The sequence below is a fragment of the Paenarthrobacter sp. CM16 genome (assembly GCF_013179505.1).
Taxonomy (GTDB): domain Bacteria; phylum Actinomycetota; class Actinomycetes; order Actinomycetales; family Micrococcaceae; genus Arthrobacter.
In genome coordinates this window covers 1-13,098 of record NZ_JABMCX010000132.1, presented here as the reverse complement: position 1 = coordinate 13,098, position 13,098 = coordinate 1, and the positions used below count along the sequence as shown (strand labels likewise).

Annotated in this window: 15 protein-coding genes and 1 pseudogene; 10 read left to right on the top strand and 6 right to left on the bottom strand. The window is 62.1% G+C overall.

Going from position 1 to position 13,098, the window contains the following annotated elements:
• From HP499_RS13000 to HP499_RS12980, 5 genes are all read left to right on the top strand, one after another.
• On the top strand, window positions 1-607 hold a 607-nt coding region (locus tag HP499_RS13000; protein WP_172324468.1), incomplete at its 5' end, for a transporter substrate-binding domain-containing protein.
• Window positions 608-712: 105 nt separating this feature from the next.
• Window positions 713-1,636, top strand: a complete 924-nt coding sequence (locus HP499_RS12995) for an amino acid ABC transporter permease (protein ID WP_172324467.1) — start codon at window positions 713-715, stop codon at window positions 1,634-1,636.
• Window positions 1,636-2,400, top strand: coding sequence for an amino acid ABC transporter ATP-binding protein (locus HP499_RS12990; RefSeq protein WP_305849743.1), 765 nt, complete (start codon window positions 1,636-1,638; stop codon window positions 2,398-2,400). The genes HP499_RS12995 and HP499_RS12990 overlap by 1 nt, the downstream gene beginning before the upstream one ends.
• A 68-nt stretch (window positions 2,401-2,468) precedes the next feature.
• A complete protein-coding gene (locus HP499_RS12985; protein WP_172324466.1) occupies window positions 2,469-2,849 on the top strand; it encodes a RidA family protein in 381 nt (126 codons plus the stop codon).
• Window positions 2,850-3,023: 174 nt separating this feature from the next.
• Complete coding sequence (locus tag HP499_RS12980; RefSeq protein ID WP_172324465.1) at window positions 3,024-3,797, top strand: sigma-70 family RNA polymerase sigma factor; 774 nt, start codon at window positions 3,024-3,026, stop codon at window positions 3,795-3,797.
• Between the two features lie 34 nt (window positions 3,798-3,831).
• On the opposite strand, the gene HP499_RS12975 is transcribed toward HP499_RS12980, so the two are convergent.
• Entirely contained in the window at window positions 3,832-4,236 is a 405-nt protein-coding gene (locus tag HP499_RS12975) for a hypothetical protein (protein ID WP_253951562.1), read from the bottom strand.
• A 147-nt stretch (window positions 4,237-4,383) separates the two neighbouring features.
• The gene (locus HP499_RS12970; protein ID WP_172324464.1) at window positions 4,384-4,713 is read right to left on the bottom strand and encodes a hypothetical protein; all 330 of its coding nucleotides are present in this window, start codon (window positions 4,711-4,713) and stop codon (window positions 4,384-4,386) included.
• 114 nt (window positions 4,714-4,827) lie between these two features.
• On the opposite strand from HP499_RS12970, the gene HP499_RS12965 reads away from it, so the two are divergent.
• A complete protein-coding gene (locus HP499_RS12965; RefSeq protein WP_172324463.1) occupies window positions 4,828-5,445 on the top strand; it encodes a hypothetical protein in 618 nt (205 codons plus the stop codon).
• A 64-nt stretch (window positions 5,446-5,509) separates the two neighbouring features.
• Here HP499_RS12965 and HP499_RS12960 read toward each other — a convergent pair whose 3' ends face one another.
• A complete protein-coding gene (locus HP499_RS12960; protein WP_309138386.1) occupies window positions 5,510-7,003 on the bottom strand; it encodes an MFS transporter in 1,494 nt (497 codons plus the stop codon).
• A gap of 86 nt (window positions 7,004-7,089) precedes the next feature.
• Window positions 7,090-7,578: a MarR family winged helix-turn-helix transcriptional regulator gene (locus tag HP499_RS12955; RefSeq protein WP_172324462.1), complete on the bottom strand. Its 489-nt coding sequence runs from the start codon at window positions 7,576-7,578 to the stop codon at window positions 7,090-7,092.
• 65 nt (window positions 7,579-7,643) lie between these two features.
• Here HP499_RS12955 and HP499_RS12950 point away from each other — a divergent pair.
• The 3 genes and pseudogenes from HP499_RS12950 (at window position 7,644) to HP499_RS12940 (ending at window position 9,965) form a co-directional block, all read left to right on the top strand.
• A pseudogene (locus tag HP499_RS12950) lies at window positions 7,644-8,185 on the top strand (hypothetical protein).
• A gap of 264 nt (window positions 8,186-8,449) precedes the next feature.
• The gene (locus tag HP499_RS12945; protein ID WP_172324461.1) at window positions 8,450-9,568 is read left to right on the top strand and encodes a hypothetical protein; all 1,119 of its coding nucleotides are present in this window, start codon (window positions 8,450-8,452) and stop codon (window positions 9,566-9,568) included.
• A 61-nt stretch (window positions 9,569-9,629) separates the two neighbouring features.
• A complete protein-coding gene (locus tag HP499_RS12940; protein ID WP_172324460.1) occupies window positions 9,630-9,965 on the top strand; it encodes a hypothetical protein in 336 nt (111 codons plus the stop codon).
• A 45-nt stretch (window positions 9,966-10,010) separates the two neighbouring features.
• On the opposite strand, the gene HP499_RS12935 is transcribed toward HP499_RS12940, so the two are convergent.
• Both HP499_RS12935 and HP499_RS12930 read right to left on the bottom strand, forming a co-directional pair.
• On the bottom strand, window positions 10,011-11,573 hold the full coding sequence (locus HP499_RS12935; RefSeq protein WP_172324459.1) for an HNH endonuclease signature motif containing protein: 1,563 nt from the start codon (window positions 11,571-11,573) through the stop codon (window positions 10,011-10,013).
• Window positions 11,574-11,713: 140 nt separating this feature from the next.
• Window positions 11,714-12,529, bottom strand: coding sequence for a tryptophan-rich sensory protein (locus HP499_RS12930; protein ID WP_172324458.1), 816 nt, complete (start codon window positions 12,527-12,529; stop codon window positions 11,714-11,716).
• A 111-nt stretch (window positions 12,530-12,640) separates the two neighbouring features.
• On the opposite strand from HP499_RS12930, the gene HP499_RS12925 reads away from it, so the two are divergent.
• On the top strand, window positions 12,641-13,098 hold a 458-nt coding region (locus tag HP499_RS12925; protein ID WP_172324457.1), incomplete at its 3' end, for a MarR family winged helix-turn-helix transcriptional regulator.

Here is a 13,098-nt window from a genome sequence, read left to right as displayed (position 1 = left end):
TGTCAAAGTAGACATCCACGTGGCCAACTTCGACTCCATCATTCCGGGCCTGGCGGCTAACCGTTACGACATGACCGTGTCTTCCATGACCCCTACGGAGAAGCGCATGGAAGTCCTGGACTTTGTTGACTACATGCAGATCGGCAACGGGATTGCCGTGCCCAAGGGCAATCCCGCAGGCATCAAGGATGAAAACGCACTTTGCGGCAAGAAGGTTGGCTTGCTGACCGGCTCGTACCAGTTGACCGTCAACGTTCCTGACTACGACGCTGCCTGTGCTGCCGCCGGCAAGGAGGCCATCCAGAAGAGCGAATTCCAGGACACCCGGCAGGCAATCTCGGCGCTGGGCAGCGGACGCCTGGATACGGTGCTGGCAGACTCGCCCATCCTGAATTTTGCTGCCACGCAGAACCCCCAAATCGAGATCGCCCACACCTACGAGTTCGCTCCCGTGGGAGTTGGCGTGCCGAAGGAGTCCGGCCTGGTGAAATCCGTCTCCGCCGCGCTGGATGCAGTGATTAAGAGTGACTCGTACATCAAAGTCCTCGGGAAGTACGGGCTGGAAACGAGTGCCATCACCGAAGCCCGCGTCAACTTTGCGCAGTAGTTGAATTCGAACCCAGTAGTTGAATTCGAACCCAGTAGTTGAATTCGAACCCAGTAGTTGAAATCGAACCCAGTAGTGAAAACTCCCGATCAAGAGACGGTGGCTATGCAGCAGCAACCCTCACAACCCGATACCAAGGAGCCAGCTGCGGCGGCTTCCGGTGACTCGATTCCTGTGGTGCCGTTGAGGCATCCGGTCCGTTTGGTCCTGGCTGTGGTTCTCATCCTGGTGGCACTGAGTGCAGCATGGGATGTGGCGGTGAATGAACGTTACCGATGGGACGTGGTGGTGTCCTATCTGTTCGCCCCGCAGATCATTGCCGGTGCCGGCCTGACCATCGTGCTCACTGTGGTGTCCATGACGGTTGGTATTGCCCTGGGCACGCTGTTGGCGATCATGAGGCTCTCCGACAACCCCATCCTGAGCACCATCAGCCGCGGTTACATCTGGTTCTTCCGGGGCACGCCCCTGCTGGTCCAACTGATTTTTTGGTACAACATCGCGGCACTCTACCCGGTGATTGCCTTCGGTCTTCCGTTCGGTGGGCCGTCCCTGGTCCTGGGATCGGCCAACGTCCTGATCTCCCCGCTCGGGGCCGCGCTCCTGGGATTGTCCTTGAACGAGGCAGCGTACATGGCCGAGATCATCCGTGGTGGGATCGGCTCCGTGGACAAGGGCCAGTACGATGCCGCCCGCGCCTTGGGCATGAGCGGTGGAAAACTCATGAAGCGGGTGATCCTGCCGCAAGCGATGCGTGTGGTGCTGCCGCCCACTGGCAACCAGGTCATCTCCATGCTGAAGGGCACCTCCCTGGTGAGCGTCCTGGCGATCTCCGATCTTCTCTACTCGGCGCAGATCATCTATGCAAACAACTACCAGACCATTCCACTGCTCATTGTTGCCAGCCTTTGGTACCTGCTCATGACCACCGTCCTGAGCTTCTTCCAAAACAAACTCGAACGCAGATACGGCCGTGGCTTCGACTCAGCACCGCGACGGACCCGCAAGCCCAAGACAAGGACAGCATGATGACTACTGCAATGGTGGAAGCCCGCGGAGTCCGGAAGAACTTCGGTGTCATCGAAATCCTGAAAGGCATTGACCTCAGGGTTGAAAAGGGATCCGTGACCTGCCTGATCGGCCCCTCTGGTTCCGGCAAGACCACGTTCCTACGGTGCATCAACCACCTCGAAAAAGTCGACGCCGGCAGGCTCTACGTCGACGAGCACCTGGTGGGTTACACCGAGCGCAACGGCAAGCTTTACGAAATGAAGGAGCGCCAGACGGCCCGCTCCAGGCTCAACGCCGGAATGGTGTTCCAGCGCTTCAACCTTTTCCCGCACATGACCGTGCTGGAGAACATCGTCGAAGCACCGGTGCACGTTCTTGGCCGCCCCCGCCGTGAAGTGGTGGTGGAGGCGCAGGTGCTGCTGGACCGGGTGGGCTTGGGCAACCGAGGCCATTCCTACCCCCAGGAGCTTTCCGGAGGGCAGCAGCAGCGCATCGCCATAGCCAGGGCGCTGGCCATGAAGCCCAAGCTGATGCTCTTCGATGAACCCACCTCAGCGCTTGACCCGGAGTTGGTGGGCGAAGTCCTGGACGTGATGAAGTCCTTGGCGGAGGCGGGAATGACCATGGTGGTGGTCACTCACGAGCTCGGCTTCGCCCGGCAAGTAGCCGATCAAGTGGTGTTCATGGATGGCGGTGTGGTGGTGGAAAGTGGCCCGCCCGAGCAAGTCCTGGGCAGTCCACGGCACGAACGCACCAAGGCGTTCCTCTCCAAAGTCCTGTAACCGGCAACCCCGTTTCAGTGTGCGTTCTTCAGCACACATCCCCTCATCTCACGAAAGGCATCACCAACATGACGCGTCACCAGGTGGTCACCGACCTCGCACCCACCCCGGCCGGGCCCTATTCCCAAGCCATCGTGGCCAACGGATTCCTGTACACCGCAGGCCAGACGCCCCACGATCCCATGACGGACGAGCGTGTAGGGATCACCATTGAAGAACAGACCATCCGGACCATGGAGAACCTGGCCAAGGTACTCGGCGCGCACGGCCTGGACTTTTCCCACGTCGTCAAGGCAACCGTGCACTTGCACCACCCACGGCGGGACTTCGACGGCTTCAACGCGGTCTACCAAAAGTACGTCGTGGCCCCTTACCCGGCGCGGACCACGGTTGGTTCGTTCCTTGGCGACTTCCTCGTGGAGATCGACGTCGTAGCGGTCATCCCGTAACCATCCGCCCCCATCAGGGGGCTACCCCGGCACTTTTCACGCGGCCCCGTCCGATGCATGTCAGATGAGCATTGGGCGGGGCCCTCCTTGACTGCGCCTTCATCACGGTTACGCAGCCGCAACTGAAGTTCCTTCCATGCCTGATCCATGGCATCCATACCGCGAAAGGCCGTCATGTCAGCACAAGCCCTGCCCTACCCAAACCGTGGCGACCCTGCTTCCGCGCAACCACTCAGTGATCAACAACTGCTGGCATTGGTTCGTGGAGGTGACGTTGCCGCCTTCGGCGAACTGTTCATCCGTTACCAGCGGGTGGGAGGGTTCGTGGCCCGCGCGGAATCAGACAACCCCAGCGATGCCGCAGACATCGTGGGTGAAGCGTTCGCCGCGGTCTTCCAAGCGATCATGGAGGGCCGCGGTCCGATCGAGTCCTTCCGTCCCTATCTGCTAACCACAATCCGGCGGATGGCACACCGGAAGAATTTGAAGGCAACGCGGCTGGTCATGGTCGATTCCAACACCGTGGACGCATTGGCCTTAGCCGGAGGCGACCACGTCCTGGGTACCCATGAGTCCATCGTCTTGGTGCGCGCCTTTCGGAAACTTCCCAAGCGTTGGCAGGATGTGCTCTGGTACGTCGACGTTGAAGGACTGAAACCGGCCCAAGCAGGCCCGTTGCTGGGGTTGGCTCCGAACGCCCTCTCCGCCCTGGCCATTCGGGCGCGTGAAGGCCTCCGTCAGGTGTATCTGCAGGAGCACGTTGGTGAGGCGCCTGTTCAGTCCTGCACGGAGTACCTGAGGTACCTGGGCAGGTATGTTCGGAACGGTCTGAGTGGAAACGCCCAAGTAAGGGTCCGGCAGCACACTGAACGCTGCCCCCACTGTTCAGCCGTTCTCGCGGAGCTCCGCGAGCTCCAGGCTTCCATGCGGGGCACGAAGAACAAGTAACTGACCAAGGCGTGGCAGCAAAGACTGTGCAGTGCTACCCCATCTCAGGGCTGACGTGATCCTCTCCGACATCCTGGTTCGCCACGGCAGCCTGGCTGCCGCCCGATGCCTGGTTGGCCAACAAACGCCGGCGCTCCAGCTCGCAGTTGATCAGATCCAGCAATGCCTGGGCTGGTTCGGACAAGTGATGTGTGTCCGGTGAGCCGAGTTGGTCGCAGTGAATGAGGACGTGGCGGATGCGTTCCAGTTCACGGGATGGCACCAACGGCCAGCGGTGGAACAACTGACGAACGGCTATCGCTCCGAGGAGGGCATCGGGCTTGTGCGCCGTACTGTGGGTTCCGTGCTGGGCTGCTGCCCTGCGTCTGGCAATACTGGCCGCGGAGAGCACGACGCCATGGGCCATGAGATTCTCGGCCTTGAGTGAATTCGGGGCCATGGGGGACCTCCCCGGGGTAGAGCGAAGGAAGCCGTTTGCCTGACTATGAAAGTAGCTTACAGAATGTGAGTTATGTCATGTCAATCGTTACGTGAGATCGCCGCCGTCGTGCCCTAATACTCGTCCGGAGCGGGCATGCGCCCCGCGTCAAAAGCCGCGCCGGACCGCCGCTTTGTCTTGATCGAAGTGATGCCGGGCCCGGCGGAGAAAGCTGCCGAGCGCCTCTGTTTCCGACTCGGTGCGAAGTATTGAGAAGTCCATGATCCCAGCGCGCTCGTCAGTGTCCCACACGCGCCAGCCCGTGCCGTCACGATCGATCCAAGCCGAAAGTTCGGCGCGGCCGGTCCGACCGAACCAGTTTGCGGTTGCCACGCGAACTGTGGCCAGATATTCCGCTACCCTCGCCATGGTCAGGGATTCGGGGTCCGCCAGCAACTCGTCCAAGCCGTGGAGGTAGTGCAGCTCTTGATTGTGCATGATCCCAGTATCCTTCGGTTTGCGGCGTGATCCGGTCATTGCCTGCTGCCCACATGCCAGGGCCCGTCGGCGGGTCGGCCTCGAATTCAAAACCAAAGAACACATAGTGGAGCAATGAGCCGCGCGAACCGACTTATCACCCAAGTTGCCATAGTTGCCGTTGTCCTTCTCGCCCACATCTCGTGTGCCGCTCCGGTGCCTTTGCGCGATCCGCCCTCCCGGTCCATCCCGCACGACGCGGACACCGGGCAGACTCTTGCAGAAGCCCGCGAGGCCGTAGAGGCAGTGCCCGGAATTTCCGTCACCCGCTTTGCCGGCGGAGGACCACCGAACGTGAAGGGAAACACCGGGTACTCGGTGGCGTTCACGATCGAACCCGGATACACCCTGGTTTCCGGCGACTTGCTCATCGACTACATCGTCCGCAACGTTTGGGCTGTGGGGGAAGGGTACATGCCGAACACCCAGATCCAGATCAGCTCGCGCACGGCTGACGGGGAGCCTTTCTTCGACCTGGCAGCTGCAGCCGTTGGTTCGGCCTGGCTCAACCCAAAGGCTTCCTTCACCCCTTCGCAACACAGCACCGTCGTCATTCCACTCAGTGCTGAGGACCCCGAGGGGGCCCGCAACCTCATGAACTTCAAGCGGGACGGTTCCTGGCCGGGCGTCATCCCTAAACCGCTCCCGGATGGCACCACCCGCTTGGGCAATTCCCCCGCAGCAGCGAGATAGGCGACCGCACCTGGTACTTGCCGTGGCGCCGCCACCCGCTAAAGGGGTGACGGCGCCCATGCTGCTAGCCCAGGTGGACGTGCGGGGTCTCGCCCGCTCCGCTGAAGGTTTTGCGGTCGATCCTGATCAGGAGAAGTGCGATCGGTACGATCAAAACCGCTACCCCGGCCGCCCAAAGGAACACCATGGAGTAGCCCGACGTCAGCGCTGCCAGGGGCTCGCCGCCGACGGCAACGGTAGCTGCGGCTGCAATGGCACTGAAGAGGGCGATGCCCAGCGAGCCACCGATCTGCTGTGATGCGTTGACTAGGGCGCTGGCTACCCCGGCGTCGTCCTTGTCCACGCCGAAGAGGGCCAGGTTCTGCATGGGGACGAAGACCAGGCCCAGTCCCATGCCCATCAGGGTCAATGCAGGCAGCATATTCACCGCGTACGTTCCGTCCGGCGTGACCTGGGTGAGCCACAGCATGGCTGCTGCCATGAAGACCGGGCCGAGGGCGCTCGGAATTTTGGCGCCCAGCCTGGGCAGGTTCTTTGCCACGATGCCCGCCGTGATGATCAGCACCACCGTCATGGGCAAGGATGCGATTCCGGCCGCGAACGGCGCGAACCCCAGGACGATCTGGAGGTAGAAGTTGATGAACAGGATGCCACCGATCAGCACGGCTCCAGCAAGGAAGGATGCCAGGAAGGCGGCGGCGCGGTTGCGTTCGGTAGCCACGTGCAGCGGCAGCAGCGGGTTCTTGACCTTGCGCTCGACGGCGACGAACAGGACCAGCAACAGCACACCTGCCGCGATGAAGCCCCAGGATTCCACGGCGCCCCAGCCATGTTCGGCGTTGGCGAAGCCGTAGACCAGGGAGCCCAAGCCCAAAGCGGCAAGAACGACGCCGGGCCAGTCGTATTTGGTGGAGCCTCCGGCTTTGCTTTCGCCCACCAGCGCCCACACGCCAATGAGTGCGATGATCGCGATGGGGACGTTGACGAAGAAGCACCACCGCCACGAGACGAACTCGGTCAGGAAGCCACCCAGCAGGACTCCCACCGCTGCGCCCACGCCGCTGATGGAGCCGAAGATGGCGAAGGCGGTCCCGCGATCCTTACCGCCGGGGAATGCCACCGTCAGGAGTGCCAGGGCTGCCGGGGCGAGGAGTGCTGCGAAGATACCCTGAAGTGCACGGGCCCCGATCAGTTCCCAGGGCTGCTGGGCCAATCCGCCGATGAGCGATGCCACGGCGAAGCCCGCCGAGGCTGTGATGAAAGTCCGCTTCCGTCCCCAAAAGTCCGAGATCCGTCCGCCCAGCAGGAGGAAGGCGCCGAAGACCAATGCGTATGCAGTGACTACCCAGGACCGGGTGGAATCGCTGATACCCATTTCCATTTGGAGGCGGGGGAGTGCCAGGTTCACGATGGTTCCATCAAGGACCACCATGAACTGGGCGAGGGCCAGGAAAGGCAAAGCCCGCCAACCGATGCTCTTGCTGCCTTTACCGCCCGGCGGGGTTCCGGTGCTCGTTGGGGCTTGAGCGCCCGATGTCCCTAGTACTTGTGTTGCCACGCGTCACCCATTCTTGAAAGTAGTAATACTTATAAAAGTATAAGTACTTTCAATAAGCGCCGTAAGCGATTAAGAGGTGACATGCCTTACGTGCCGCTTGAGCGGGGATGCGGCTGCGGAAGCGAAGCTTCGGGCTCTGAAAGGAACGAAGCCAGCCGCTCCAACGCCGGAAGGCTCGCCGCGATCTGCGCACGTTCTTCCGGGAGCAGGCGGGCGCTCGCGGCAATAAGTGCCTCAGCCCAAGCACCTTCCAAGAGCAACTTGATCCGGCGGGACTCCTCGGTGGGATGGAGGGAAACGTACCGTTTGTCCGAGGCGTCCTTCACGCGCGTCACCAGGCCCGCCGCGACGAGCTCGCGCAATTGGGAGCTGACGTTGCTCAGCTGCCGGCCAAGTCTGGCCGCCACCTCGGCTACCGTGACGCCCGGATGGCTTTCAACAACACGGAGGATCTCCAACACGCCGTTGGAGATCGGGCGGAGGCCCGTCTCATTGAGCGACTTGCGGCGAATATCGGAGGAGATGTCAATCATGCAGACGGCCAAGGCCTTGTGGTTCACAGTCTCTTCTCCCATCCCTCAAGCATAGGTGGGCCGGCACCTCTTCAATCTGCCTGCCACCGGCTGCAATACTCGCAATCATGATCAACCAGCAAGAGCTCTGGGACCATGACGCCGCCCAACGGTACGACACACCCGGGCAGGGGATGTTCGCCCCTGAAGTGCTTGGCCCCACGGTGAAGGTCTTGTCGGAACTCGCCGAGGGAGGAACCTCCTGACGCAGGATGAGCAGGTTCGGTGCTTCCAGAACGCTGCCCGCCATCTGGCGCCCGGAGGCCGGTTCGTCGTCGAGCTCTGGGTGCCGCAGCTGCGTTCACTGCCGCCCGGGCACGGTGGGACGGTGGAAGTGAGCCAGCCCGGGTACCTTCTGGTTGACACCTACGATGTTCTTCGGCAGCACGTCATCTCGCACCATGTGCAGTTCGGCCCCGAACTTTCGGAGGGGCGCGAGGCACGGATTGATCGGACTCCACACCGCTACATCTGGCCCGCCGAACTCGATCTCATGGCGCGGATAGCCGGCTTTGAGCTCGAAACCCGGTGGGCCGACTGGGACGGCAGAGAATTCACTGCGGACTCGCGCAGCCACGTGTCGGTGTACCGGCTACTGACCCCCGGATGACCTGACGCGCAGCATAGCCGGATGGTTTGCGGGAGGACGTCCCGGCGCAATCCCGTCAACAAGCATCCCGGAGTTTGGAAAAGCACTTCAGGCCTGTGCCGGCATCCCGGTCCGGGGTATAGTCGGCGCATGCTTTCAACGCGTCGATTTACCTGCCCCCGACCGGTCTCCGGTCGTGAGGGCTGGATGGCGCGCGCCTAGGTCCTGGCGGCGGAGCGGCTCGGGGGAGGACACCCCGCTCTCTCCAAACCTTAAGGACCAGTCATGCCTGCTTACCTCACCCCGGACGAGCTCCACCAATCGCTGATAGTCAGGGACCTATCCAACCCGGACCATGGACCGCATTCCATGCAGACCCTTTTGCGGGACGTGACCGCCGCCTTGCATCACCGGTGGAATGTGCCCGAAAAAGTCATCCGCCACAGCCCCTTGGTCAGTATCGCCGACAACTACGATCACTTGGGATTCAGTCCCGCGGATGTCACCCGGGACCAGCGATACTCCCGCTATGTCAGCCCTACCGTCATGTTGCGTAGCCACACATCGGCTTCCATCCCTGCCCTCTTGCGGGAGCTTGATTCATCTCACCGCCTGGACGAGCTCTGGGTGATCCCGGGCCTTGTGTACCGCCGCGATTCCATTGATCGCACCCACGTGGGCACGCCCCATCAAGTGGACTTGTGGCGCGTGAGTTCTACGTCTGAACTGGGCGGCGACCATCTGCACGAAATGGTTACCACCTTGGTGGCAGGGGTGTTACCGGGCGCTGAGTGGCGCGCAGTTCCCGCAGTGCATCCTTATACGCGGAAGGGCTTGCAGATTGACGTCCGTAAGGACGGCGAATGGCTGGAACTGGCGGAGTGCGGGCTCATGGCCCCGAAGCTTTTCCTGGACGCAGGCCTGGACCCGCGCAAATGGTCGGGCCTGGCGCTGGGTATGGGGCTGGACCGTGCCCTCATGCTGCGCAAAGGCATCCCCGACATCAGGTTGCTCAGGTCTAAGGACCCCGGGATTCAAAAGCAACTGCTGGACCTGTCGCCGTGGAAACCCTCCTCCAGGATGCCGTCCATTCGCAGGGATCTCTCCATAGTTGTCGGTGGAAAAATGGATGGTGAATTGCTCGGTGACCGGGTTCGTTCGGCTTTGGGGGAGCGGGCCGACGATCTTGAAAGTGTGGAGTTGTTGGCCATGACGCCGTGCCAAGACCTTCCGGCGGCAGCGCGGGAGAGACTCCGTATCCGGGATGGACAGTCGAACGTGCTCATGCGGATGGTGATGCGTCCGCTTGCGAGGACAATGACCGATTTAGAAGCAAACCAGGTCCGGGATGACGTGTATTTGGCACTGCATGAAGGCCCGGTCAAGGAACTCATTGCGGGCTAGGGCCAGGGAGCGGTGCGTGAGGACATACCCGGCTTTATTGGCGGATTGCTAGGCTGGACTCATGACCCGTCGCCTCGCACTCCTGTCCGCCGTACCCGTTTTGCTGTTGCTCGTCGGTTGCGGAGCCGTTGAGGAAGCGGCCAGCAGCGCAGCCAGTGACGCCGCGTCCAAGGTGGCCACCGCAGCCGCCGATGAAGTCACCAAGCAGATCTGCGCAGTGGTCCAGGACGGATTGGTGGGCGTCGAGGATAAGCAGGTGCTCGCTGGCCTGGTCACCGCCGCCGATGCTGCAGGCGTCCCGTCTGATATCACTACACCTCTTCGTCAAATCGCCGAAGCCGGAGATCAAGTGCCGGCCGAGTCCGTACAGGCATTGAAGGACGCCTGCCCGGCATAGCAGTTGTGGGCATGCTGCTGTGTGCCTCGTTCGACTGTGCTGCATTTAGTTCTTCCGGACGTGCTGAGCGCGCAGGTGCTCCGGTTGCTGTGGGGGTTCCGCTGTAGGCAGGCTGATATGCGGCGTCGGTGACGGTGCGTCCTCGTGCCCCGGCAGAGGCGGCGCTTTCGACTGATAGATGTGTCCGGTAGGAGTCCGGACTTCCAAGGTGTGTGTGTTGCCGGTGTGCGTGTTGCCGGTGTGCGTGTTGCCGCGGGGAACTTGGGTGCTCCACCCCGGGTTCTCCTTGGTGTGATTGCAGGCCTCGCACAGCCCCGCGCCGTTGTTCAGGGTGGTGGCTCCGCCCTCGTGCCACGGCACCACGTGGTCCAGATGCCTGATCGGGGCATCGCAGTACGGGGTTCGGCAGGTGTGGTCACGGGTCTCGATGAAACGGCGTAATCGTTGTGGAAAGATCCTCGCTTTCGAGTCCACTGTCAGGAGTTCTCCACTTCCCGGGGCGGTGTACAGACGCCGAATCAGGACTCGGAACTCTTGCTGCTCCGCAGCTTCAGCATCCTGATGACGACGGCTTGTGGAACCGGTCTGCGATTTGGACCCGGTCTGCGATTTGGTCCCGGGTTGCACTTTGGTTCCGGGCTGCACTTTTGGCCCTGATGGACCGTCGGTCAGGAGGACTCTCGCCCATTCAGCGGGGACGATTCCGTAGCCTTGGATGCGGGCGGGTTCGCTGTCTCCTTGAAAGAGGGTGCGATCTGTCATGACCAGTTGAAGGTCGATCCCCGCGATCCCTCCCGGTGTTCCGGTGACGCGTTCAACCAGGGTGTCAGCCATGATCTGTCCACGATTTCTGGTGTCGCCGATCGAGCGGGCTGAATCCGCGTGCCGGCTAAGGGCGGCATATGCGGCAACGCCTTCAGCCACCGGCAGCAAAGCGGTAAGGATGGTCATGGTGTCCGGAGCGGGACGAAGACTGACCCTTCGTTCCGCAGCGGCATGGCTTGCCCTCTGGGCGACGGAACGTGGATCACGCCTGTATGCGGAAGCTTTCGCAGCAGCGATGACGCTCCGGTCCCCGGCTCCGTTGAAAGTACCCGTGTCCGGTGCCAGTTCTGCATCCACCGCAGAACGGTCTTCAACACTGAGACATGCAGTTTCCTTGACCAACAGCGTGGCGCGCCACTCATTGAGCTGACCTGTTTGGAGGGCGGCCATGGTTCGCGGCATCTCGTTGACAAGAGCCTTGGCGAGTCCGAGCAGCCGCGACCCGCGATTCGGTGACTCGCGCCGGGCCAGAGCCAGCTGTGCAGCGACTCCACGGCCCTGCTCCGCCGTGGGCATACCGGCTTTGGCCTGCTCCCGGCGCTGAGCCAGATCCAACGCGACAGCTGCCTTGGCCTGCCGGGCGGTGATGGCCGACTTCAGGTCTTCGAGGGCTCGAATCTCCGTGACCAGTTCGCCACTGCTCGCGCTGAGGGGCAACGAACCAACGGCGGCTGCCAGGGTTCCTAAGGTGGGAAGGGGTTGAGCCGTTTCCCATGGCATGGAAGCACCGGCCGCCAAGGGCGTGACCTTGACGCCCGCTTGGCTGGTCCGAATCTGATCCATATCCCCACTCTTCCAGTCGGGAGAAGGGGTTATCAGTCCTGAATTGGTCTATGTGGAAAACCGCGGGAGCTGCGAAAAGAGCCGCACTACCAAGGCGCCACCCCCGTACCCGCACCGCTACAGGGCCCGCACGCCCACCGCTACAGGGCCCGGACGCCCCGGCCGGAAGCCCCAGCCAACAGCGCCCGGGTCCGCACCGTGATGGCGGCACCGAGAACCAGGGCAGCAGCGACGGCCGCTGCGACCGCCGTCGGGAATGACTCCGGTGCATCGGCACTGCGGCCGACGGTGATCCAGACAAGACCCCACGCGATGGCAGCTGCGAGGGCGAGCCGCCCGTGGCCCTTGATCGCCAAGGCAATGCCCACCACGGCCACCACCACCAGGACGGCTACAGACCAGACCTCGGGCCGCAACCCGAAGCCCCCAAACCCCGAGGCCTTCAAAGCAGCAGCAATGTTGGCGCAGACGGCCACGCTGGTCCAGCCCAGATACAGCCCAAGGGTACCGTCCACCACCACGGCCTCCACCCATGAGCCTGCATGGCTCTGGCTGTAGCGGAGGAAGGCCAGAATCAAAGTCACCAGCAATGCCAGAATCACCAGCACACTGACCGCGAGCCAGCCGGCCTGCACGGACAAGATCCACGCCGCGTTGAGGATCATTGAGGCGGCAACTATCCATCCCAGCGACCTCTGCCGGGGACTGCTCCGCTGGGAGGGCAGCCATTGCCACACCGTGAAAGCAACCAGGCCGGTGTACACCACGGACCAGATGGAGAAGGCCGGGGTGGCGGGCGCCAGGAGGGTTGAGTCGGCGGCCAACGCGCCGCCGGCTGCCTGGGCGATCGGTGTCCCACCGAACACTCCGACGCCGATCATCGAACCAACAATGCAGATCACCAAGCTGAGGGTGACTGCGATCTGCCGCTTTAGATCTGAGCTGCGCGTTGCCATATGCTGAGCCTCTTTCCTTGCCGGATGTGCGGGGTCATGCATTCACGGGGTGCGTGACTTACTATCAAATTGCTAGTGAAACAAGCTTTACGTTAATCAAAGGAATACCGAATGGATTCGGAAGGCCACGCAAAGGGCTATTGGTACGGCAAAGACCCAGGTCAGAAGGCCATTGCCATTGACGTACTGAACGCCTTGCGGGACTACCGTGCCTCCGAACAAGCGATGCGCCGAAGGACCCGGTCTTCCATGGGAATGGGCGAGAAAGACCTGCTGGCCCTGCGCTACCTGTTTGAAGCCGAGGCTGACGGCAAAGTGATGAAACCCAAGGATTTGGGCGACAAGCTGGGAATAACGTCAGCGTCCATGACCACCCTGATTGACCGTTTGGTGGAGTCCGGCCATATCCGGCGGGAACCGCACCCCTCGGATCGGCGTGCCCTGATTTTGAAAGCAACGCCGGGTTCGGACCAGGAAGTCCGGCACACCTTGGGCGGGATGCACCGCCGGATGCTGGATGCGGCGTGCGCCTTGAGCCCGGAGGAGTCGCAGGTGGTGGTGGGTTTCCT